We start from the raw sequence: 21,066 nt of genomic DNA on the forward strand, positions 1-21,066 counted from the left end.
GGGCTTGTCCCGGCCATCTTTTTTGGGTGGCACAGAAAAGGATGCCCGGGTCGAGTGTTTGGACCTGGGACATGGTTGACGCCTGTTCGGAGACATGGCTGACACGTTACTGTTCCGTCAAGTCGATTGAAGCGATGAGGTGGGAGGCGAAGAAGACGCCGTAGTGGCCGTCTTTGCCGAGAGGCCGGATGGCGAGGCGCTCGCCCACTCCACAGGGGGACACATGCCGGAACACCGCACACGCCTGAAGCCCGCCGTGCTGGCGGCGCTGGGCTATATCGCCATCATGGGCGTCGCCATGTTCACCTCGGGCCCTGTCTTCGGCATTGAATATGGCACGCCGGAGATGACGCTGGTGCTGCTGCCCTTCGAGGTGGTGATGAGCCTTTATGCGCTGGTCATGGCGCGCCGCATCTTCGGGGACTGGCAGTGCGGCTTCGGGCCTGTGGACTGGCGCGGCATGTGGTGGCTGGTGCCGAGCTTCCGCGTCATCGCGGCGCTGTTCTTAGGCCTGTTCCTCACCGGCGCCATCTCGCTCTCCGCCCTGGTGCTGGCCGTCATCGTGACGACGATCCTCGTCGGCTTCTCGGAGGAGCTGGTGTTCCGCGGCATCGTGCTGAAGGGCGCACTGCCCGCGCTTGGCACGGGCCGGGCCATCCTGCTCTCCGCCGCGCTCTTCGCGAGCCTGCATTCGGTGAACGTGCTGGCCTTCCTGCCGCTGCCTAACATGCTGGCGCAGCTGGTGCTCACCTTCACCTTCGGCCTCGTCATCGCCTGCTTCGCCCTGCGGGTGAACAGCCTCGTGCCGGTCATCACCTACCACGCCCTGTGGGACATGGTGCAGTTCCTCGGCGGGCTGTGGTCCGCGGATTTCGGCCTGCTGATCCCGCTGGGGATTTTGGTCAACGTGATCGCGGGCGTGGCCCTGTGGTGGCGGGTGTTGCGGAAGCGGGGGTGAGGGGCCACCCCTGACGGGCGTCACCCCGGCGAAGGCCGGGGTCCAGCTTTGGGCGGCTGCGACGCATTTGGCTGGCACGCATTGAAATAAAATCGATTGCTCCGCTGCACGTAGATAAAATACTTTGACTTTAGCTGGAGCGCCCGACATCTGACTCTGATCAAGGTCGGAGCCTCCTGATCCCCATGAAGATGACACCCCGCATGAAAGCCGCACTACCGTGGCTGATCACCGTCGTTGCGATTTTTGGCCTGTGGCAGATGGTGAGCGACGTGAGCGTCCTCACCGGTGTCGATCTGAGGATCGCGGTTCTCCCGCTCGTGGCGCTCTACATCTACCTCAAGTTCTTCAGGAAGGCTGCGTAGGCATAGGTGTCGCCTTTGGCGAGTTGCTGTGACGAGGGTTAGCATGAAGTTAGAGGATGCTTCGATTCTGTGGTTCGCCCTAGGGCTCGCGCTCGGCGCAGTGAGTGCTTTTCAATTGGTAGCAATTGGAGGCCAGAACAATCCCAGTGAGTGGGTGGATCACTACCAAGCACTCATCGGCGCGCTAATAGCAGTTTTAGCCGCTGCAATAACTGTTTCAGCCGCTCTGTGGACGGAATCGAGAAGGCGCGAGGATAGGCTGCGTTCTACTAGGGCAATGCTCCCATTTTCCCTTAGCGAACTCACAGAGTATTCCCAATTAACAGTGATGAGGTTGCGGTCAGTATTACCGCCCGTGACTGGCAGTGATTTGAATGATCAAATTGTTACTGACCCATTTGACCCTGCAGAATTTCCTCACAACTCACTTGAGAAGATTCAAGAAGTCATCGAAGTTGCGCCGCTTCGCCTCACAAGAGGTCTTGCTGAGTTGATATCTAAGTTCCAAGTTTACCATTCACGACTCGACGACGCAAAAGTGGATGCTAAGATCCGGTTTTCTAGCTTTGTTTCAGTGGAGACTGTGAGGCGCTGTATCGTGGAGCATCTAGAATTGCAGGCGAGGGTCGCGCGCTGTTACGAATTTGCGAGATTTCTGGCGGATGATATCCGTCAGGGCCCAATAACTTATCCTGAACTAATGAGGGCCGCTCAACTCAATAAAATCTTTGATGATGATGAGCTCGAGTTACGCATTGCAGAGCATAGCAATGCTCATAAAATGAAATCCAGAATTTGATTGACCGCTCGCTACTTCCTCTTCGGCCCCCGATACGCCCGCGTCCCCGGCTTGCCTGCCGTCGAGCTCGCCCGGCGGTCGCCCGGTTTCGGCTGCGGCCATGAGGCGGTGGCGTGTTTGATCTTGGAATGGCGGGCGGTGGGGTTTTTGATGACGGCGGGTTTGAGGCGCTTGACCTCGTCGCGCAGTCTTGCGGCGGAGATCAGCCGATGAGCCGGTCATAGTCGGCGTGGGTGCCGATCCAGAACCAGATGAGGCCATCGGGCGACTCGACGGCCAGCGTGCGGTAGCTGTCTCCGATCCTCGTGGGACCAGTAGCGGCCGACTTTCTTGAGCCGGAGCGAGGGGTGGCGCGGGTCGGCTTTCAGAATTTCGAAGTTCTTGTCCGCAAGCCGCCTGACGTTTTCCGGCAACTGATCGTAGAGCCGCCAGAAATCCGGTGACGCGACATGCGTCACAGCGGGCGGGTCTTGCCTGCGTGGTGGGCGGCCAGTGCCTGGTCCGCCAGCCCGTCGAGACGCCCGGCCTCAACGTCGGCCGCAATCTGCTTGTCCCACACATCGGCGTGGAATTCGGCGAACCAGCGGGCGAGCTTGGCCACTTCGCCGGGGGTGAGGCTGGCGATGTCCTGTTCGATTTTCTCGAGCTTGGTCATGGAGGGGTGAATAGCACGGACGGTGAATGGTTTCCACCGGGTGAGGGCCGAAGCTGGATCCCGGCCTTCGCCGGGATGACGGGTGGAGGGGGTGGCGCGCGCGGAAGACGCTACTTCCTCTTCGGCCCCCGATAAGCCCGCGTTCCCGGTTTGCCCGCCTTCGAGCTTGCCTTCCTGTCGCCGGGCTTCGGCTGCGGCCATGAGGCCGTGGCGTCCTTGATGTTGGACTGGCGCACCGTGGGGTCGTCGATGACGGCGAGTTCGACGGCCATGAGGCGCTTGACCTCGTCGCGGAGCCTTGCGGCTTCCTCGAACTCCAGATTGGCGGCGGCTTCGCGCATTTTCTTTTCGAGTTCGGCGAGGACCTTCACGAGGTTGTGGCCGATGAGGGGGGCGCCGTCTTCCATCAGGCCGGCGTCGGCACGGACGTGGTCGCGCTCGTAGACGCTCTTCAGGATGTCGCCGATGTTCTTCTTGATCGACAGCGGCGTGATGTTGTTGGCGGTGTTGTAGGCCACCTGCTTTTCGCGGCGGCGGTCGGTTTCCGCGATGGCGCGTTCCATCGATCCCGTGATCTTGTCGGCATAGAGGATCACCCGGCCATCGACGTTGCGGGCGGCGCGGCCGATGGTTTGCACCAGCGAGGTTTCGGAGCGCAGGAAGCCTTCCTTGTCGGCATCCAGAATGGCGACGAGGGCGCATTCCGGAATGTCGAGGCCCTCGCGCAGCAGGTTGATGCCGATCAGCACGTCGAAGGCGCCGAGGCGCAGGTCGCGGATGATCTCGATCCGCTCCAGCGTGTCGATGTCGGAATGCATGTAGCGCACGCGGATGCCCTGTTCGTGCATGTATTCCGTCAGGTCCTCGGCCATGCGCTTGGTCAGCGTGGTGACGAGGATGCGATAGCCCTTCAGCGCCACTTCCTTGCACTCGGCCACGAGGTCGTCCACCTGGGTTTTCACCGGGCGGATGAAGACCGGCGGGTCGATGAGGCCGGTGGGGCGGATGACCTGCTCGGCGAAGACGCCGCCGGTCTGGTTCAGCTCCCACTTGCCGGGCGTGGCCGAGACGCAGACGGTCTGCGGGCGCATCGCGTCCCACTCCTCGAAGCGCAGCGGCCGGTTGTCGATGCAGGAGGGCAGGCGGAAGCCATATTCGGCGAGCGTGGCCTTGCGGTTGAAGTCGCCGCGGAACATGCCGCCGATCTGCGGGATGGTGACGTGGCTCTCGTCGATGAAGACCAGCGCATTGTCCGGCAGATATTCGAACAGGGTGGGCGGCGGCTCGCCGGGCTTGCGGCCCGTGAGGTAGCGCGAATAGTTCTCGATGCCGGCGCAGGAGCCGGTGGCCATCATCATCTCGATGTCGAACATGGTGCGCTGCTCGAGGCGCTGGGCTTCGAGCAGGCGGCCGGCATTGTTGAACTCGGCAAGGCGGAGCCTCAAGTCGTTCTTGATGCGGGAGACGGCCTGTTCCAGCGTGGGCTTGGGCGTCACGTAATGCGAGTTGGAATAGATCTTGATCTGCTCCAGCTCCGCCATCTTCTGGCCGGTCAGGGGATCGAACTCGGAGATCGACTCGATCTCGTCGCCGAACAGCGAGAGGCGCCAGGCGCGGTCCTCGAAGTGGGAGGGGAAGAGCTCGATCGTGTCGCCGCGCACCCGGAAGGTGCCGCGCACGAAGTTCCCGTCATTGCGCTTGTAGTGAAGGGCCACGAGGTCGGCCAGCAATTGCCGCTGGGGCGTGCGGTCGCCCTTCTTCAGCTGGAAGGCCATGGCGGAATAGGTCTCGACGTCGCCGATGCCATAGATGCAGGAGACGGAGGCCACCACGATCACGTCGTCACGCTCCAGCAGCGAGCGCGTGGCCGAGTGGCGCATGCGGTCGATCTGCTCGTTGATGGCGGATTCCTTCTCGATGTAGGTGTCGCTCCGGGCCACGTAAGCCTCGGGCGTGTAGTAGTCGTAGTAGGAGACGAAATACTCCACGGCGTTTTCGGGGAAGAAGCTCTGGAACTCGCCATAGAGCTGGGCGGCCAGCGTCTTGTTGGGCGCGAGGATGAGGGCCGGGCGCTGGGTGGCCTCGATCACCTTGGCCACCGTGAAGGTCTTGCCGGAGCCGGTGACGCCCAAGAGCACCTGGTCACGCTCATGGGCGTTGACGCCGTTGACCAGTTCCCTGATGGCGGTGGGCTGGTCGCCCTTCGGCTCGAACTCGGACACCGACTTGAAGGGGCGTCCGCCGTCCGACTTCGGGGGCTTGGGCGGCTTGACGGGGGTGAAGGTGGGCAGCGGCACGAATTCCGGCCGCAGGGGGCCGAGGCCCCCGGTGATGGATTCGGCGGAGTCGAAATCGAGCGGCTGCGGGGCTTCCGCGAATCCGCCTTCCTGGCGTGAATGTCCCATGATGGGGGGAATATAGGGTGGCGGGGCAGAGGGGGGAAGGGCGGCATGTCCGCCATCCCTGAGATATTTCTCACTCTTCGATTGACGCGGGTTGTGCTGAAATGCGCCGCTGGAGGCGCGATTCATGACAGCAGGCAAGACCCCGAAGACCATTACCGCGGCGGAGGCCGCCGCACTGGTGAAATCCGGCATGTGGCTCGACTATGGCGCGGTGCTGGGCCAGCCCGATGGCTTCGACGCCGCACTGGGGCCGCTGGTGACGGGCATGGAGGGGCTGAAGGTCAGGAGCTGCATCACGCTGAAGCCGCGTGCCGTGCTGGACGCCGACCCGGAGGCGCGGCACCTGATGTGGCTCAGCCTGCACTTCTCCGCCTATGACCGGCGCATGCATGATGCCGGGCGCTGCTGGTACATTCCGGTGAACCTGGGCGAGATCCCCGACTATTACCGCCGCTTCAACGATCCGGTGGACATTGCGGTGTTCCGCACCGCGCCGATGGATGCCGATGGCTATTTCAACTTCGGCCTCTCGAACCTATGGATGCGCGCCGTGGTGGAGCGCGCACGCGTGGTGATCGTCGAGGTGACGGAGACGCTGCCGCATGTGCAGGGCCCGCGCAACGGCGTGCATGTGAGCGAGGTGGACTACATCATCGACGGCGGCAGCGGCCCGCTGCCCGAGCTTCCCAACAGCGAGCCCAACGAGGTGGACCGCGCCGTGGGCCGCCGCATTGCGTCTGCCATCGAGGATGGTGCCTGCCTGCAGATCGGCATCGGCGCCATGCCGAATGCCGTGTGCAGCGAGTTGCTGGCCAGCGGCTTGAAGGACCTGGGCGTGCAGACCGAGATGCTGACCGACGGCATCATCGACCTCTACAGGTCCGGCCAGATCACCAATGCGCGCAAGCAGCTGCATCCGGGCAAGACGGTGTTCACCTTCGGGCTGGGCCGCAAGACGCTCTATGACACGGTGCACCGCAACGCCGATTTCCTCAGCCTGCCGGTGGACGAGACCAACCTGCCGTTCCACATCATGCAGAACCACAATGTGGTGTCGATCAACAACACGACGAGCATCGACCTTGCGGGGCAGGCGGCCTCCGAGTCCGACGGGCACCGGCACATCTCAGGCACGGGCGGCCAGGCGCAGTTCGTGCGCGGCGCCTATGCGTCCAGGGGCGGCAAGTCCTTCGTGTGCCTCGCGTCCACCTATGAGCGCAAGGGCCACCGCAAGAGCCGCATCGTGCTGGCGCATCCGTCCGGCACCACGGTGACCACCACGCGCGCCGACACCATGTATGTGGTGACCGAGTTCGGCACGGTGAACCTCAAGGGCATGTCCATCCCGGAGCGGGCGAAGGCGCTGATCTCGATCGCCCATCCGGACTTCCAGGAGGACCTGGCCCGCGAGGCGCGGGAGGCCAACCTGGTGCCCCGCCACGGGTTCCTGTAGCGACCTCGCTGCACTGTGGTTCCGCCAATAGCCAAGGCCCGCGGCTTCTGGCATGAGAGCGCCCCATGAAACATGCTCTTCCCGCCGTGCTGGGCCTGTCCTGCCTCGCTGCGTCCGCCGCGGCGGACGACACGCTGGTGCCCGCCACGCAGGCGCTGCCGGAGATGCGCGCCGCCTATGGCAAGCAGATCGACGTGCATTTCTCCGATGCCTTCGCCAAGGACCGGTTGGCCAAGGCCGATATCGACGGGGTGATCGTCTATGGCCTCAAGGACGGCAAGCTCTGCCTCTATGGCCAGGGCAAGGGGCTGGAGGCCGATGCGCCGGGGCTTTCGTCCTTCGCCTCGCCCGATGGCGGCGGCGACATCTGCGTGCCGCTGGCCGACGTCAGCGTGCGGGTGGCGCCGCATGAGCCGGTGGAGGGCGCTTCGCCGGTTCCCTTCCATTCGACCGACAAGACCGCCTGCAGCTGGGTGTGGCGGCAGGGCAAGGACATCGGGTTGTGGACCGAGACCTGCAAGTTCGACACCGGCATGTGGGGCGTCACCTATGACGAGAAGACCGACCGCTTCGCGCTGCGCGTGAATGATGGCGAGCCCTACACCGTGCTGCAGCAGTTCCATGAGGCTGGCGGGCCGCCAGCGCTTCTCGCCACGCTGAAGCAGCAGGGCCTGATCTTCGACAAGGACGAATGCCAGATGGCGCAGGTCAACGACCAGCCCACGCCCACGGGCTGGACCGCGTGGCAGGTGAAGCCCACCGGCAAGCTCAAGGAAGAATTCGACAAGGAAGTGCAGGTCCAGGTGCCGGAGCCGCCCTGCGGCAAGCTCGGCTACGACGCCGACTCGGTCGGCTTCTTCATGGTGAACAAGGACCACGCTGACCGTGTTCTCTACGCCAACCTCGGCCAGGACGGCACCATGATCGACCTCGCCTCCATCCGCCTCAAGTGAACGAAAGCTGAGCCAATGCCGTCCCTGATGTCGCCCTATGTGCTTCCCATCCTGATGCTCATCGCGTCGAACGTGTTCATGACCTTCGCGTGGTATGGCCACCTGCACTATACCAACAAGCCACTGTGGGCGGCGGTGATGGCCAGCTGGGGCATCGCCTTCTTCGAATACTGGCTGGCGGTGCCGGCCAATCGCATTGGCTATCAGGTCTATAATGCTGCCGAGCTCAAGACCATGCAGGAGGTCATCACCTTCGTCGTGTTCTCGATCTTCTCGGTGTTCTATCTGGGCCAGGCCATCACCGTGAACCACATCATCGGCTTTTCGCTGATCTGTGCTGGTGCCTTCTTCGTGTTCCGTGGATGAACTATCGTCACGCCTATCATGCGGGGAACCACGCCGACGTGCTGAAGCACGCTGTGCTGGCGCGCCTCATCGAGCACATGAAGAAGAAGGACAAGCCGTTCCGCGTCATCGACGCCCATGCCGGGATCGGGCTCTATGACCTTGGTGGCGTCGAGGCAGGCAAGACCGGCGAATGGGAAGGCGGCGTGACCAAGCTCGCTGAACCCTTCAGTGCGGAGATCGAGGCGCTGCTGGCGCCCTATCGCGCAGTGATCGCCGCGATCAACCCGGACGGCGCCTTGCGCTACTACCCGGGCTCGCCTGAACTCTCGCTCCGCCTGATGCGCGCCAATGACCGGCTGATCGCCAACGAGCTGCACCCGCAGGATGCCATCGCGCTGGAGCAGCAGTATCTGCACGACCCGCGCTGCGACGTCATCTCGATGGATGCCGAGACCTGCCTCAAGGCCAAGCTGCCGCCCGCCGAACGGCGCGGCGTCATCCTCGTCGACCCGCCCTACGAGGTGAAGACCGAACCGGAGAGAACGGTGCGCATGCTGGAGCAGGGCGTGCGCCGCTTCGCGCAAGGGGTGTTCGTCGTGTGGTATCCGATGAAAGCCGACGCCACCGCCGAGACGGTGCTGGCGGGTGCGAAGGACATCGGCCTTCCCGGCACGCTAAAGGTCGAGATGCGAGTGCGTGAGGCCTTCAGCGGCGGCGGGCTCGCGGGCTCAGGTCTCATCATCCTCAATTCGCCATGGAAGCTCGATGAGGAGCTGAAGCTGCTGGTGCCTGCACTGGCCGCGCGACTGGGACTGGGCAGCTGGGGACAGGCCGATGTCTCATGGCTCAATAGGCCGACTTGAGATTGCCAATCTCACCGAAACTGAATGTGACTGATGCCACATCGCGCTGGCCGGGTTTTTGCCGCCATGCTTATCTGCCCCGCAATCAAGGCCGCCGCAGAGTGGCCGGTTTCGGGGTGAATGACTGATGGCGAAGCGGCCAACATATCTGCAATTTGCGAACGACGAAACGCCGCCGCCGCTCTCGACCGCCATCCTGGCATTCCAGCATTCGGCCATCGTCCTTATCAACCTCGTCTACGTGGTGATCATCACCAAGGCGCTGAACCTCTCGGCGGCGGATCAGTTTGCTATGTTGTCGACCACGCTGCTGGTCTGCGGCCTTGCCACCCTGCTGCAGGCGCGGTTCGGATCGAAGCTGCTCATCGTCTTCCATCCCAACCCGATCTACATTCCGCTCATCATCGCGGCAGGGCTCACCGAAGGGCCCGCAGGCATCGCGGTGCTGCTGCTGTCAGCGGGTGTCGTTCAATTCGTCTTCGGTTCGCTGGTGCGGCGGCTGCGCGTGTTCTTCCCGCCGGAAGTGTGCGGCGTCGTCGTCATCATGCTCGGCGTCTCGCTGCTGCCCGGCACGCTGCGCGGCATCGTCACGCAGTCGGTGGACAAGACCTTCATGCATGTGGAGAGCGCTGGCCTCATCACGGCGCTGGTGACGCTGGCCGTGGCGTCGGCCGGTTCGGTGTGGCTCAGGGGCATGGCGCGTTTCTTCTCTCTGCTGCTGGGCTGCGTTGCCGGCATGATCGTCGCTTACGCGCTGGGAATCTGGCAGTTCGGTGAGACCAGCACGGCGCTCGATGTGCCTGCCTTCGCGCTGCCCTCGATCCACCTGCCGGGCTTCACCTTCAGCATCGGCCTCGTCTATCTCGCTGTGGTGGCGGCGCTCGTCAACGTGGTGGATGAACTCGGCGTGCTGATCGGCACCGAGCGGCTGGACGATGCCGAGTGGCGCCGCCCCGACTTCCGCAAGATGTCACTGGGCCTTCAGGCTTCGGGCCTGTTCACGGCAATCTCCGGCGCTCTTGGTGGCGCGGCCATGGGCATGTCGTCGGCCAACCTCAGCCTTGCCTATGCCACCGGTGTCACCTCGCGCGCTGTTGCCATGGCGGCGGGCGCAATTCTGATCGGCGTTGCCTTCGTGCCGCTGGCGTTGAAGAACGTGCTGTCGTTGCCGGATGCCGTGGTGGCGGGCATCCTGTTCTACGCTGCGTGTTACTTCATCGTGTCGGGTGCGGAGCTTGCATTGTCGCGCATGTTGTCGCCGCGGCGCGCGCTGGTGATCGGGCTCTCGGTTGGCGCGGGCGTGCTGCTGCAGTCGGTACCCACGCTGACCTCACGTTTCGCCGGAACCTCGATCGAGCATGTGCTGGCGCCGATGACCTTCGCCACCATCGTGGCCATCGTGCTGAACCTCTTCATGCGCATCGGCATCAAGCAGACGGAGAAGATGATCTTCGCGGGGCCAGGTGCTGGTGCGAATTCGGATGAAATCCTCAAGACCCTGGGCGAGCGCTGGGGCATGCACCGCCAGACGGCGACACGCGCCGCAGCCGCGATGAACGAGACACTGGAACTGCTCGACAACGTCGCCAAGGGCCCCATCGACTGCACCATCACCTACAACGAGCTCGCACTCGTCATGCGGTTTGCCTATGAGGGGCGCCCGCTTGTGCTGCCCGGCAAGATGCCCTCCGTCGACGACCTGACGGACAAGCCGGATGGCGTCATGCAGATGGGCGGATGGATCGTCCGCAAGCTGTCGGACTACTCCAGCGTCTCATTCTCCGGTGGCAAGCAACAGCTGAACATGGCCTTCGAGTGCTGAGGCGGAGGTCTTCTGCCCCCGTTCAGTGCGCTGCGGTGATCGCAGCGTTCAGCTCCTGGTATTCCTCGCAGGTCGTGCCGCAGCTCTTGGCGATCGCTTCCAGCTGGAGCATGGCGAGGTCGGTGCGGCCTGCCGCAAGGTAGCCTTCGCCCAGATATTCGCGCGCGAGGTTGAAGTTGGGGTCGATGGCCAGAGCCTTCGAATAATAGCTGATGCCGATCTCGAGGCGGCCCGCCTTGCGGTTGGAATAGCCGAGGTAGTTGAGGACGCGCGGGTCCTGCTGGTCCTGGATGGTGGAGAGCACCTCGATGGCCCAGTCATAACGTGCTTCCTTGGCCAGCGCGCGACCCTGCTGGTAAAGCTCCTCGTCGGGCAGGATGCCGGACTGGGCCTTCACGCACTTCTTGGTCTTCTTGTTCCACACCTGGCCCGCCTTGCAGCCCTTGGTGGTGGGCGAGGCGTTGCCGCCGCCGCTGCCTGAGCTGCTACCGCCGCTGCTGCTGCCCCCGCTGCTTCCGTCGCTGCCGCCAGCGGCGAAGGCCGGGGCTGCAAGTGCGATCAGGGCTGCAAGGGCGACTGGTACGATGCGAGACATGGTGTCCTCCCGGAATGTGGATCTGATCATGATACGCAGCCAGGCGCCCGGTCATTCCACACGATTTGGTGATCAGCCCGTGGCGTCCGGCGTCCAGCGGTAGATCCACTCGAGCCGCCCCAGCGCGAAAGAGGGGCCAGACAGGCGCAGCGTGAGGTTGCGGCCTGCCGCCACCACGCCCGAGGCATGGTAGATGCGGCTCATGCTGCGCGACTGCTCCTGGATCTTTGCCGTGCGCTCGCGGCGCTGGCGCTCATAGGCGCGGAAGGCTTCGGGCAGGTCTGGCCCGCGCGCGGTTTCGCGTGCCAGCACCACGGCATCCTCCAGCGCCATCACGGCGCCCTGGGCGAGGAAGGGCAGGGTGGCGTGGGCGGCATCGCCCAGCAGGGCCACGCGGCCCCTGGTCCACTGCGGCAGTGCCCCCAGGTCGGTTCCGGGCCAGCGTGTCCACGAGGCCGGTGCGGCCAGCAGCAGGGATAGTTCCCTATAGACGCCGGGAAGCCGCTTCGGCACCTCGCCCGAATGGGCAGGCGTCTTCCAGCCCTCGTCAGGGAGCGTGCCGTCCACTGCCACGACGACATTGAAGTTGCGCCAGTTGGAAACCGGGTAATGCACCACATGCGCGCCGGGGCAGAGCCACAGCGTCACGCAGTCGGCCTCGATCTCCGGCGGCACGCGCTGGAGCGGCATGAGGCCGCGATAGAGGATCACGCCGCGCTTGGTGGGGGCAACCTCACCCGCCACGGCGGCGCGCAGGGTGGAGCGGATGCCATCCGCCGCCACCACGCCAGCGCCCCTGGCGGTGGACCCGTCGGCGAAGCCGAGGCGGGCTGCCTCGCCCATGTCCTCAACGCCAGTGGCGCGCTTGCCCGTATTCAGTTCTATGGCAAAGTTGCGCTTGGCGGCGGTCACGAGGCCCGCCAGCAGGTCCGCCCGGTGGCAGACGCGATAGGGGGCGCCGAAGCGCTCCTCGAAGGTCTTGCCCAGCCGGATGCGCTGCAGGATGGCGCCGGACAGGCCGTCCCGCACATGGATTTCGGAGGGGATGACACAGGAGGGCTCCACCGCTTCCCAGGCGCCCAGCGCCTTCAGGGCCCGCACCCCGTTGGGCGACATCTGCAGGCCCGCGCCGATCTCCTCGAAGCCTGTTGCCTGTTCGAACAGCCGCACCGGCCGGCTCTGCCGGGCCAGACCGAGGGCTGCCGCCAGGCCACCGATGCCGCCGCCGGCGATGAGGAAGGGTTGGTCGTTCATGGGATGGGTTTCTAGCCCATTTCGGCCCTGCCGTTGATGCGGCGGATTGTGGCTTGCCCCGGGGCCTGCTTGAGCCTATTTAGCCCGAAAAATCGAAAGGTTATCGCCATGGGCTTCATCTCCGATTCGCTGAACCGCATCCAGCCGTCCGCCACCATCGCCATTTCCAACAAGGCGATGCAGCTGAAGGCCGAGGGCAAGAACGTGATCGGCCTGGCGGCAGGCGAGCCTGACTTCGATACGCCGCAGAACATCAAGGACGCGGCCATAAAGGCGATCCAGGCGGGCAAGACCAAGTACACCCCCGTCGACGGCATCCCGGAGCTCAAGAAGGCCATCGTCGACAAGTTCAAGCGCGAGAACAACCTCGACTACAAGGTCGCCCAAGTGTCGGTGGGCTCGGGCGGCAAGCAGGTGCTGTTCAACGCGCTGATGGCTACCGTCAACCCGGGCGACGAGGTGATCGTGCCCGCGCCCTACTGGGTGAGCTACCCGGACATCGTGATGCTTGCCGGCGGCACGCCTGTGTTCGTCGAGGGCAAGGTCGAGAACGGCTTCAAGCTGCAGGCCGCCGATCTCGAGAAGGCGATCACGCCCAAGACCAAGTGGCTGATCCTCAACTCGCCGTCGAACCCTTCGGGTGCTGCCTACTCGCGCGCCGAACTGAATGCCCTGACGGATGTGCTTCTGAAGCACCCGCATGTGTGGGTGCTCTCGGACGACATGTATGAGCACCTGGTCTATGACGACTTTGAGTTCACCACGCCCGCGCAGGTGGAGCCGAAGCTCTATGACCGCACGCTCACCATGAACGGCGTGTCGAAGTCCTACTGCATGACCGGCTGGCGCATCGGCTATGGCGCGGGGCCGGAACAGCTGATCAAGGCAATGAGCAAGCTGCAGTCGCAGTCGACGTCGAACCCGTCGTCGATCGCCCAGTGGGCCGCCGTCGAGGCGCTCAACGGACCGCAGGGCTTCATCGACGACAACAACAAGGTGTTCAAGGAACGTCGTGACCTCGTGGTGTCGATGCTGAACCAGGCAAAGGGCCTCTCGTGCCCGACGCCGGAGGGCGCTTTCTACGTCTATCCCTCCTGCACGGGCTGCATCGGCAAGACCGCGCCGTCGGGCAACGTCATCCGCAACGATGAAGACTTTGTGACGGAGCTCCTCGCAGCAGAAGGTGTCGCCGCCGTCCATGGCGCGGCCTTCGGCATGTCGCCCTTCTTCAGAATTTCATATGCAACGGGCACGGAAACCCTAGAAGACGCCTGCAAGCGCATCCAGCGTTTCTGCGGCAACCTGCGCTGAAGGAGCCAGACCCATGAACATCTATGACTCTTCCGTTCCCCTCTTCGTCCACTTTCTCGGCTCGCTTTCGGCGATCCTGAAGAAGGCAGAGGCCCATTGCGCGGCCAGGAAGATCGATCCGTCGATCATTCTCAACGCCCGCCTCTTCCCCGACATGTTCGCCTTCACCCGCCAGGTGCAGATCGCGTCCGATGCCGCCAAGGGCGCGGGTGCGCGCCTTGCTGGGATCGCCGTGCCGAGCTTCGCCGACGAGGAAAAGAGCTTCGAGGACCTGCAGGCCCGGATCGCCCGGACGGTGGAGTTCCTCGCCAGCCTGAAGCGCGAACAGTTCGATGGCGCGGAGACCCGGGACATCCACATCAAGGCCGGCCCTCGCGAGCTGGATTTCAAGGGCGCCGCCTACCTGGAGACCTGGGCCAAGCCCAACTTCTACTTCCACCTGACAACGGCCTATGCCATCCTCCGCCACAACGGGATCGAGTTGGGCAAGCCGGATTTCCTGGCAGGCGGTCAGTAAGCGTACCCGCAAGAACAAACCCCAATAGGACGTACCTCATGAAGAAAATTGCTGCATCAATCCTGGCCCTCGGCCTCCTCGCCCTTCCGGCCCACGCTGATGGCGGCGTCAAGCTCGGCGTGCTGGTTTGCGACGTGTCTGGTTCGATCGGCCTCATCCTCGGCGGCTCGGAAGCGGCGAGCTGCACCTTTCAGGGCCCCAACGGCGTGGAAAACTACAAGGGCCGCATCACCCAGGTCGGCCTCGACATCGGCGTGACGTCGGGCGCCGTCATGTCATGGGCGGTCTTCGCGCCGGGCCAGGTTGGCAAGGGTGCGCTGGCCGGAACCTATGTCGGCGCCACGGCAGATGCCTCCTTCGCGGTGGGCCTCGGTGCCAACGTGCTGGTCGGCGGCTCGCAGAACTCCATCGCGCTGCAGCCTGTCAGCGTGGAAGGCTCGGCGGGCGTGAACGTTGCGGCAGGCCTTGCCTCGTTCAAGCTCGAATATCTTCCGTAAATCGTGAAAAAGGCAGTTAACCTTGGCGGTTAACTGCCATTCTGCTCATCGCTACCGGATTTGTCCAATTCCTGACACAATACAGGCCTCTAGCCTAGACCTTCCAATAGGAGACGAAGACACATGAAGAAACTGGCCATTGCGGCTCTGATCACCCTGGGCCTCGCGGCCTCCCCGGCCTTCGCCAAGACGAGCGGCGTCAAGATCGGCGTCCTCAACTGCAACGTATCGGCTGGCGTCGGCATGATCATCGCCTCCTCCCGGACGCTGAAGTGCAAGTTCGACCGCGCAGTCGGCGGCACCGAACGCTATACCGGCACCATCGAGCGTCTTGGCGTTGACGTCGGCTTCACCGGCAAGGGTGTCATGTCGTGGGTCGTTTTCGCCCCCGGCCAGATCGCCAAGGGCGCCCTCAAGGGCAAGTATGCCGGCGCTTCGGCGCAGGCTTCCATCGCGGTTGGCCTCGGCGCCAACGTGCTGGTCGGCGGCGGCAACAAGTCGATCGCCCTGCAGCCGCTCTCGGTTGAGGCCCAGACCGGCCTGAACATCGCAGCCGGCGTCGCCGCGCTGAGCCTGACCCCCTCCAAGAAGTAATCCCATTCGGGACTGCTGTGAACGGGCCTGGCGGAAACGCCGGGCCCTTTTGCATTTCTGAATTCGCTTGCCGGGCGTTCTGAACGGAGTCAGTCTTGACGTTGTGGAACCGCCCCGAAGTGGTGACACTGGTATTCGAGAAGGGCGGTCCTTCGCTGCACTGAGTTTCAGCAGTCAAAGGAGCATTGTCCATGGATACCCAAACCGGCAGAAGGCCATCGGGCTCGCGGTGCATCGCACTTGTGGGCCCCTATCTCAGCGGCAAGACCACACTCCTCGAAGCCATCCTGTTCCGCACCGGCGTCATCCCGCGCCAGGGCAGGGTGTCCGACAAGTCATCGATCGGCGATGCGGCACCCGAAGCGCGCGCCCATGGCATGAGCATCGAGCTCAATGCCGCCACCACCACCTATCTGGGTGACAGCTACACCTTCCTCGATTGCCCGGGTTCGGTTGAATTCGCGCAGGAGCAGCGCGCCGCACTGTTGGGTGCCGATGTGGCAATCGTCGTCTGCGAGGCGGATGACAAGAAGGCGCCCGCCCTGCAGCTGATCCTGAAGCAGCTCGACGAGATCAACCTGCCGCGCATCCTGTTCATCAACAAGGTCGACAAGTCCGATTCCTCGCCGCGCAACGTGCTCGAATGGCTGCAGCCTGCCTCCTCGAAGCCGCTCATCCTGCGCCAGCTTCCAATCATGAAGGGCTCGATCGTCACGGGCTTCGTCGATCTCGCCCTCGAGCGTGCCTTCGTCTACCAGGAACATCTCGAGAGCAAGCTCATCGACATGCCCGCCGACATGGCGGAGCTCGAGAAGTCGCAGCGCTTCGCCATGCTGGAGCGCCTCGCCGACCATGACGACGAGCTGATGGAGCAGCTGCTCTCCGACATGGAGCCGCCGCGCGACCGCATCTTCGGAGATCTCGCCAGCGAACTGGCCGACGGCTTCATCACGCCCGTGCTGTTCGGCTCCGCCGAGCATGGCACGGGCATCGAGCGCCTGCTCAAGGCCCTTCGCCACGAGGCGCCGGGCATTGCCGAGACGGCAAAGCGGCTTGGACTCAAGCCCAACGGCGCCACGGTGCAGGTGCTCAAGACCTTCCACACGGCACATGGCGGCAAGCTGTCGCTGTCGCGCGTGCTGTCGGGCGAAGTGGCCGATGGCGCCGTGCTCCATGGCGCGCAGGGCCAGGACAGTCGGGTCGCCGGCGTCTTCACGCTGATGGGGTCAACGCCAGCCAAGGTGCAGAAGGGTGTCGCCGGAGACACGGTTGCGCTCGGCCGCGTCGAAGGCGCGCGGACGGGCGAGACACTCGCCACCACCAAGGGCAACACGCCGCAGCTGGTGAAACTCGAAACGGCGCCGGGAGTCTATGGCTTCGCCATTTCGGTGGCTGACCGCAAGGACGAGGTGAAGCTCACCAGCGCCATCGCCAAGCTGGTCGAGGAAGATCCTTCGCTGTCGCTGGAACACAATCACGACACGCACGAGATGGTACTGTGGGGCCAGGGCGAAATGCATTTGCGCGTGGCGCTGGAAAAGCTGCAGGGCAAGTTCGGCGTTCATGCCAGCGCCAAGCCCCGGCGCATCGCCTACAAGGAAACGATCAGGAAGCCCGTGCAGATCCGCGGCCGACACAAGAAGCAGTCTGGTGGGCACGGGCAATTTGGCGACGTGGTTGTGGAGATCGCACCCCTGCCGCGCGGCTTTGGCTTCCAGTTCACCGACACGATCACCGGCGGCGTGGTGCCGAAGCAGTATATCCCGGCGGTGGAGCAGGGCGTGCGCGAGTGGATGGGCCACGGGCCCCTGGGCTTCCCCGTCGTCGATTTTGCGGTGAACCTGTCGGACGGCTCGTATCACGACGTCGACTCCTCCGAAATGGCCTTCAAGACGGCGGCGCGCATCGCCATGGCGGAAGGCATGCCGCAATGTTCGCCCGTGCTGCTCGAACCCGTCGTACAGGTCGAGATCCATGTGCCCAGCGATGCGACTTCGCGCATCAACCAGATCGTCACCGGCCATCGCGGCCAGCTTCTGGGCTTCGACGGGCGCGACGGCTGGCCCGGCTGGGACACGGTGAAGGCGCACATGCCGGAGTCGGAAATGGCCTCGCTCATCATCGAACTGCGCTCGGCCACGTCAGGCGTGGGCACCTTCACCTTCACGCTCGACCACATGGCGGAACTCACCGGCCGCGCCGCCGATCAGGTGGTGGCGGGCCGCAAGGCGGAGGCGGCCTAAGCCTCATCACCAACACCTCATCATCGCCGGGCTTGAACCAGTGACCCAATTTGGGTGACTTTGCGATTATCCCGCGGGCATGATGAGGAAATTGAAAGGTCAGGTCTTCCCCTAAACGTGATCGGGGCTTGATTGGCCTGCGTTACAGGAAGGGGGATAGATTGCCCCCTCAACAGGAGACGATTCAAATGCTGATCAAGCGCACTCGGGGCTGGGAAATTCCGGAGGCGCGCGTCACCCCGGAGCATGTGTTCCTCAACCGCCGCAGCTTCATGGCGGCCAGTGCAGGTGCGCTGGCGCTTGCCACTGTTAACCCGGCGCGGGCGGAGACCGACCCTTCTGCCTCGCTCTATCCCGCCAAGCGCAACCCCGCCTATGGCGATGCGGGCCGGCCGGTGACGGATGCTGCCGACAACACGACCTACAACAATTATTATGAGTTCGGCACCTCGAAGCAGATTTCGGAGGCCGCCGCCGCGCTGCCCATCCGCCCATGGTCGATCGTCATTGATGGCGAGGTGGAGACGCCCACGACCATCGCCATCGACGACCTCTTCAAGCAAGTGACCTTCGAGGAGCGCATCTATCGCCACCGCTGCGTGGAGGCATGGTCCATGGTGGTTCCGTGGACGGGCTTCCCGCTGAAGCGGCTGGTCGAGATCGCCAAGCCCAATTCCAACGCCAAGTACCTGCGCTTCGAGACGTTCAACAAGCCGGATGTAGCCGTGGGCCAGAAGGATGGATTGTTCACCTCCTTCCCCTGGCCCTACATCGAGGGCGTCACCATGGCAGAGGCAATGAACGACCTGCCGCTGATGGTGACCGGCGCCTATGGCAAGCCGCTGCCCAATTCCATGGGCGCACCGCTGCGCCTGCACCTGCCGTGGAAGTATGGCTTCAAGTCGATCAAGGGCATCGTCAAGGTGAGCTTCGTCGCCGAGCGCCCGGTGAGCTTCTGGGAGCAGTTGGGACCGGCGGAGTATGGCTTCTGGGCCAACGTCAACCCGGAGGTGGCGCACCCGCGCTGGAGCCAGGCGACCGAAGAGGTGCTGGGCGCCGGCGAACGCGTGCCCACGTTGCTCTACAACGGCTATGGCGCGCAGGTGGCGGAACTCTACAAGGGTCTCGAGAACGAGAAGCTGTTCATGTGAAAGAAAAAGGCCAGTCGAAGGACTGGCCTTTGAAGTTACCCGTTCCCCCTCGTCTTCGAGGGTTTGGTCCCGTCCGCCCGGTCAGGGGTGAGAGGGCGAGGACCCAATCGGCCACTCCGCAAGGGGAGACAGAGGAGCGGCGAATTCCGCGCCGGACTGCGCGGCGAGGGGAAGTTTGGCCTTGAAGTGGCCAATCGGCAAGCAGCGCGCGTACATGGGAGCCATGTGACGGGGGTATGTGCCGCGCACCGCTCTCGCGCATCGTCATGGCCGGGCTTGACCCGGCCATCCCTTGTGGCGGCCGCAAAAAAGATGCCCGGGACGAGCCCGGGCATGATGAGGTAACGCGTGACGCGTGAGCCCTCAGAAGCTCCACTCTTTCGCCTTGGCAACCAGGAAGTCGCGGAACACCGTCACGCGCTTGGTGTCCTTCAACTCTTCCGGATAGACGAAGTAGGTGTCGAACTCCGGCGTCTCTACCGGCACGTCGATCTGCACCAGGCCTGAGTCCTCCGGCACGATGTAGTCGGCGAGCGAGGCAAGCCCCATGCCCGCCTGCACGGCGCGGCGAAGCCCATAGGCGTTGTTGACGCGCAGCGCCACCGGGCGCGGGTCGCCCTCGGGCCGGCCCACGAACTCGAGCCAGTTTACCGGGGTGAGATAGTTGGGCGCCTGGCCGTGGGTGAGGATCTTGTGCTTGTCGAGATCTTCCAGCGACTTCGGGATGCCGTGCTTCTTCAGGTAATCCGTCGAGGCATAGAGGTGATGATGCACCGTGAACAGCTTGCGCTGGATCAGGTCGGGCTGCGTCGGGCGGCGCAGCCGGACGGCCACATCCGCTTCGCGCATGGAAAGGTCGAGCTCGCGGTCATCGAGCAGCAGCGTTACCGCGATGTCCGGGTAGATCTCCGAGAATTCCTTGAGGCGCGGGGTCAGCCACACGGAACCCAGGCCCACCGTGGTGGTGATGCGCAGTTCGCCCGACGGCTTCTCCTTCGAGTCCATCAGGCGCGTCTGCGCGGCGGTGAGCTTGGTGAACACCTCATGCGCGGTGCGATAGAGCATCTCGCCCTGCTCGGTGAGGATGAGGCCGCGCGCATGGCGGTGGAACAGCGGCACGTTCAGCGCGTCTTCGAGTGCGCTGATCTGGCGGCTGACGGCGGACTGCGACAGCCCAAGCTCGTGACCGGCATGGGTGAAGCTGCCGGCATCCGCCACCGCATGGAAGATGCGCAGCTTGTCCCAGTCCATCACCGAGTTATTCAGCGGCATGGCGCGTCTCCGTCTGTGTATGGAGCCAACGCTCCGCTTCGAGTGCGGCCATGCAGCCCATGCCGGCGGCTGTCACCGCCTGGCGATAAACATCATCCGTCACGTCGCCTGCCGCATAGACGCCGGGAATGGCTGTCTGCGTCGAACGCGGTTCGGTGACGAGGTAGCCACCCTGCTTGAAGGGCAGCTGGCCCGCGAACAATTCGGTTGCCGGAGAATGGCCGATGGCGATGAAGATGCCGTCGACGGCCACGTCCTGCGTTTCGCCGGTCTTGACGTTCTTGATGCGGGCGTGGGTCACGCCCTTCGGATTGTCCGTACCCAGAACATCCTCCAGTGCCGAGTCCCACATCACCTTGATCTTGGGGTGATTGAACAGGCGGTTCTGAAGAATGCGCTCGGCCTTGAATTCATTGCGGCGGTGAACGACGATCACTTCGCTCGCGAAATTGGTGAGGAACAATGCCTCCTCCACGGCGGTGTTGCCGCCGCCGACCACCACGACACGCTTGTTGCGATAGAAGAAGCCGTCGCAGGTGGCACAGGCCGATACGCCGAAGCCGCGGAAGGCCTGCTCGGAGGGCAGGTCCAGCCACTTGGCCTGCGCGCCCGTGCAGATGATCAGCGCGTCGCAGGTGTATTCCTGGCCGGAGTCACCCTTGAGCCAGATCGGCTTGTCCTTGAGCCGCACCTCGGTGATGGTGTCCGAGACGATCTCGGTACCCACGTGCTCCGCCTGTGCCTGCATCTGCTCCATCAGCCATGGGCCCTGGACCACGTCCGCAAAGCCGGGATAATTCTCGACGTCGGTGGTGATGGTCAGCTGGCCTCCCGGCTGGATGCCCTGCACGAGGATCGGCTTCAGCATTGCACGTGCGGCATAGATCGCGGCGGTATAGCCGGCGGGTCCCGATCCCAGGATCAGCACTCGGGCGTGGCGGGCGGACATGGGTTCCTCCAGTTGCTATGAGAAAACAGCATAGCTTAAGTGGGGTCTATGGCAAAGCCACT

General features: G+C 63.9%; 20 protein-coding genes. 14 read left to right on the forward strand and 6 right to left on the reverse strand.

Features of this window, described 5'->3' with window-relative positions; all coding sequences use genetic code 11:
• Nucleotides 1–460: 460 nt before the first annotated feature.
• The 3 genes from WCJ41_RS09235 to WCJ41_RS09245 all read left to right on the forward strand — a co-directional run bounded on the left by WCJ41_RS09235 (nucleotide 461) and on the right by WCJ41_RS09245 (nucleotide 2,122).
• Nucleotides 461–958, forward strand: a complete 498-nt coding sequence (locus WCJ41_RS09235; RefSeq protein ID WP_336905605.1) for a CPBP family intramembrane glutamic endopeptidase — start codon at nucleotides 461–463, stop codon at nucleotides 956–958.
• Between the two features lie 185 nt (nucleotides 959–1,143).
• Nucleotides 1,144–1,323 carry a hypothetical protein gene (locus WCJ41_RS09240; protein ID WP_336905563.1) on the forward strand — a complete coding sequence of 60 codons (180 nt, stop codon included), beginning with the start codon at nucleotides 1,144–1,146 and terminating at the stop codon, nucleotides 1,321–1,323.
• A gap of 43 nt (nucleotides 1,324–1,366) precedes the next feature.
• Nucleotides 1,367–2,122, forward strand: a complete 756-nt coding sequence (locus WCJ41_RS09245) for a hypothetical protein (RefSeq protein ID WP_336905564.1) — start codon at nucleotides 1,367–1,369, stop codon at nucleotides 2,120–2,122.
• Nucleotides 2,123–2,576: 454 nt separating this feature from the next.
• On the opposite strand, the gene WCJ41_RS09250 is transcribed toward WCJ41_RS09245, so the two are convergent.
• Together WCJ41_RS09250 and uvrB are read right to left on the reverse strand one after the other, a co-directional pair.
• Nucleotides 2,577–2,777, reverse strand: coding sequence for a hypothetical protein (locus WCJ41_RS09250; protein ID WP_336905565.1), 201 nt, complete (start codon nucleotides 2,775–2,777; stop codon nucleotides 2,577–2,579).
• A 110-nt stretch (nucleotides 2,778–2,887) separates the two neighbouring features.
• Nucleotides 2,888–5,182 (reverse strand): excinuclease ABC subunit UvrB, encoded by a 2,295-nt coding sequence (uvrB, locus tag WCJ41_RS09255; RefSeq protein ID WP_336905566.1) that lies wholly within the window; start codon nucleotides 5,180–5,182, stop codon nucleotides 2,888–2,890.
• Between the two features lie 124 nt (nucleotides 5,183–5,306).
• On the opposite strand from uvrB, the gene WCJ41_RS09260 reads away from it, so the two are divergent.
• The 5 genes from WCJ41_RS09260 to WCJ41_RS09280 all read left to right on the forward strand — a co-directional run bounded on the left by WCJ41_RS09260 (nucleotide 5,307) and on the right by WCJ41_RS09280 (nucleotide 10,621).
• Entirely contained in the window at nucleotides 5,307–6,635 is a 1,329-nt protein-coding gene (locus WCJ41_RS09260) for an acetyl-CoA hydrolase/transferase C-terminal domain-containing protein (protein ID WP_336905567.1), read from the forward strand.
• Between the two features lie 65 nt (nucleotides 6,636–6,700).
• Nucleotides 6,701–7,588 carry a hypothetical protein gene (locus WCJ41_RS09265; RefSeq protein ID WP_336905568.1) on the forward strand — a complete coding sequence of 296 codons (888 nt, stop codon included), beginning with the start codon at nucleotides 6,701–6,703 and terminating at the stop codon, nucleotides 7,586–7,588.
• A 15-nt stretch (nucleotides 7,589–7,603) separates the two neighbouring features.
• Nucleotides 7,604–7,954: a DMT family protein gene (locus WCJ41_RS09270; protein ID WP_336905569.1), complete on the forward strand. Its 351-nt coding sequence runs from the start codon at nucleotides 7,604–7,606 to the stop codon at nucleotides 7,952–7,954.
• Entirely contained in the window at nucleotides 7,951–8,799 is an 849-nt protein-coding gene (rlmJ, locus tag WCJ41_RS09275; protein ID WP_336905570.1) for a 23S rRNA (adenine(2030)-N(6))-methyltransferase RlmJ, read from the forward strand. The genes WCJ41_RS09270 and rlmJ overlap by 4 nt, the downstream gene beginning before the upstream one ends.
• 127 nt (nucleotides 8,800–8,926) lie before the next feature.
• On the forward strand, nucleotides 8,927–10,621 hold the full coding sequence (locus WCJ41_RS09280) for a solute carrier family 23 protein (RefSeq protein ID WP_336905571.1): 1,695 nt from the start codon (nucleotides 8,927–8,929) through the stop codon (nucleotides 10,619–10,621).
• Between the two features lie 22 nt (nucleotides 10,622–10,643).
• Here the strand turns inward: WCJ41_RS09280 and WCJ41_RS09285 are convergent, their stop codons facing one another.
• On the reverse strand, nucleotides 10,644–11,216 hold the full coding sequence (locus WCJ41_RS09285) for a hypothetical protein (RefSeq protein ID WP_336905572.1): 573 nt from the start codon (nucleotides 11,214–11,216) through the stop codon (nucleotides 10,644–10,646).
• A gap of 72 nt (nucleotides 11,217–11,288) precedes the next feature.
• Nucleotides 11,289–12,470 (reverse strand): FAD-dependent monooxygenase, encoded by a 1,182-nt coding sequence (locus WCJ41_RS09290; protein ID WP_336905573.1) that lies wholly within the window; start codon nucleotides 12,468–12,470, stop codon nucleotides 11,289–11,291.
• Between the two features lie 108 nt (nucleotides 12,471–12,578).
• On the opposite strand from WCJ41_RS09290, the gene WCJ41_RS09295 reads away from it, so the two are divergent.
• The 6 genes from WCJ41_RS09295 (at nucleotide 12,579) to msrP (ending at nucleotide 18,783) form a co-directional block, all read left to right on the forward strand.
• The gene (locus WCJ41_RS09295; RefSeq protein ID WP_336905574.1) at nucleotides 12,579–13,781 is read left to right on the forward strand and encodes a pyridoxal phosphate-dependent aminotransferase; all 1,203 of its coding nucleotides are present in this window, start codon (nucleotides 12,579–12,581) and stop codon (nucleotides 13,779–13,781) included.
• Nucleotides 13,782–13,794: 13 nt separating this feature from the next.
• A complete protein-coding gene (locus tag WCJ41_RS09300) occupies nucleotides 13,795–14,298 on the forward strand; it encodes a DUF1993 domain-containing protein (RefSeq protein ID WP_336905575.1) in 504 nt (167 codons plus the stop codon).
• Between the two features lie 38 nt (nucleotides 14,299–14,336).
• Entirely contained in the window at nucleotides 14,337–14,795 is a 459-nt protein-coding gene (locus tag WCJ41_RS09305; protein ID WP_336905576.1) for a DUF992 domain-containing protein, read from the forward strand.
• A gap of 123 nt (nucleotides 14,796–14,918) precedes the next feature.
• Entirely contained in the window at nucleotides 14,919–15,389 is a 471-nt protein-coding gene (locus WCJ41_RS09310) for a DUF992 domain-containing protein (RefSeq protein ID WP_336905577.1), read from the forward strand.
• Between the two features lie 191 nt (nucleotides 15,390–15,580).
• Nucleotides 15,581–17,632 (forward strand): elongation factor G, encoded by a 2,052-nt coding sequence (locus WCJ41_RS09315; RefSeq protein ID WP_336905578.1) that lies wholly within the window; start codon nucleotides 15,581–15,583, stop codon nucleotides 17,630–17,632.
• A 188-nt stretch (nucleotides 17,633–17,820) separates the two neighbouring features.
• Complete coding sequence (gene msrP / locus WCJ41_RS09320) at nucleotides 17,821–18,783, forward strand: protein-methionine-sulfoxide reductase catalytic subunit MsrP (protein WP_336905579.1); 963 nt, start codon at nucleotides 17,821–17,823, stop codon at nucleotides 18,781–18,783.
• Between the two features lie 363 nt (nucleotides 18,784–19,146).
• Here msrP and WCJ41_RS09325 read toward each other — a convergent pair whose 3' ends face one another.
• Complete coding sequence (locus tag WCJ41_RS09325; RefSeq protein WP_336905580.1) at nucleotides 19,147–20,055, reverse strand: LysR family transcriptional regulator; 909 nt, start codon at nucleotides 20,053–20,055, stop codon at nucleotides 19,147–19,149.
• Complete coding sequence (gene trxB / locus WCJ41_RS09330; RefSeq protein WP_336905581.1) at nucleotides 20,042–21,004, reverse strand: thioredoxin-disulfide reductase; 963 nt, start codon at nucleotides 21,002–21,004, stop codon at nucleotides 20,042–20,044. The genes WCJ41_RS09325 and trxB overlap by 14 nt, the downstream gene beginning before the upstream one ends.
• Nucleotides 21,005–21,066 lie beyond the last annotated feature (62 nt).

The organism is Aestuariivirga sp. (assembly GCF_037139295.1).
Taxonomy (GTDB): Bacteria; Pseudomonadota; Alphaproteobacteria; order Rhizobiales; family Aestuariivirgaceae; genus Aestuariivirga.

What these genes read in the sequence shown, in the direction of transcription:
- WCJ41_RS09235 (WP_336905605.1), top strand. Translation starts at nt 461, where the DNA reads ATGTGGTGGCTGGTGCCGAGCTTCCGCGTCATCGCGGCGCTGTTCTTA.
- WCJ41_RS09240 (WP_336905563.1), top strand. Translation starts at nt 1,144, where the DNA reads ATGAAGATGACACCCCGCATGAAAGCCGCACTACCGTGGCTGATCACC.
- WCJ41_RS09245 (WP_336905564.1), top strand. Translation starts at nt 1,367, where the DNA reads ATGAAGTTAGAGGATGCTTCGATTCTGTGGTTCGCCCTAGGGCTCGCG.
- WCJ41_RS09250 (WP_336905565.1), bottom strand. Translation starts at nt 2,777, where the DNA reads ATGACCAAGCTCGAGAAAATCGAACAGGACATCGCCAGCCTCACCCCC.
- uvrB (WP_336905566.1), bottom strand. Translation starts at nt 5,182, where the DNA reads ATGGGACATTCACGCCAGGAAGGCGGATTCGCGGAAGCCCCGCAGCCG.
- WCJ41_RS09260 (WP_336905567.1), top strand. Translation starts at nt 5,307, where the DNA reads ATGACAGCAGGCAAGACCCCGAAGACCATTACCGCGGCGGAGGCCGCC.
- WCJ41_RS09265 (WP_336905568.1), top strand. Translation starts at nt 6,701, where the DNA reads ATGAAACATGCTCTTCCCGCCGTGCTGGGCCTGTCCTGCCTCGCTGCG.
- WCJ41_RS09270 (WP_336905569.1), top strand. Translation starts at nt 7,604, where the DNA reads ATGCCGTCCCTGATGTCGCCCTATGTGCTTCCCATCCTGATGCTCATC.
- rlmJ (WP_336905570.1), top strand. Translation starts at nt 7,951, where the DNA reads ATGAACTATCGTCACGCCTATCATGCGGGGAACCACGCCGACGTGCTG.
- WCJ41_RS09280 (WP_336905571.1), top strand. Translation starts at nt 8,927, where the DNA reads ATGGCGAAGCGGCCAACATATCTGCAATTTGCGAACGACGAAACGCCG.
- WCJ41_RS09285 (WP_336905572.1), bottom strand. Translation starts at nt 11,216, where the DNA reads ATGTCTCGCATCGTACCAGTCGCCCTTGCAGCCCTGATCGCACTTGCA.
- WCJ41_RS09290 (WP_336905573.1), bottom strand. Translation starts at nt 12,470, where the DNA reads ATGAACGACCAACCCTTCCTCATCGCCGGCGGCGGCATCGGTGGCCTG.
- WCJ41_RS09295 (WP_336905574.1), top strand. Translation starts at nt 12,579, where the DNA reads ATGGGCTTCATCTCCGATTCGCTGAACCGCATCCAGCCGTCCGCCACC.
- WCJ41_RS09300 (WP_336905575.1), top strand. Translation starts at nt 13,795, where the DNA reads ATGAACATCTATGACTCTTCCGTTCCCCTCTTCGTCCACTTTCTCGGC.
- WCJ41_RS09305 (WP_336905576.1), top strand. Translation starts at nt 14,337, where the DNA reads ATGAAGAAAATTGCTGCATCAATCCTGGCCCTCGGCCTCCTCGCCCTT.
- WCJ41_RS09310 (WP_336905577.1), top strand. Translation starts at nt 14,919, where the DNA reads ATGAAGAAACTGGCCATTGCGGCTCTGATCACCCTGGGCCTCGCGGCC.
- WCJ41_RS09315 (WP_336905578.1), top strand. Translation starts at nt 15,581, where the DNA reads ATGGATACCCAAACCGGCAGAAGGCCATCGGGCTCGCGGTGCATCGCA.
- msrP (WP_336905579.1), top strand. Translation starts at nt 17,821, where the DNA reads ATGCTGATCAAGCGCACTCGGGGCTGGGAAATTCCGGAGGCGCGCGTC.
- WCJ41_RS09325 (WP_336905580.1), bottom strand. Translation starts at nt 20,055, where the DNA reads ATGCCGCTGAATAACTCGGTGATGGACTGGGACAAGCTGCGCATCTTC.
- trxB (WP_336905581.1), bottom strand. Translation starts at nt 21,004, where the DNA reads ATGTCCGCCCGCCACGCCCGAGTGCTGATCCTGGGATCGGGACCCGCC.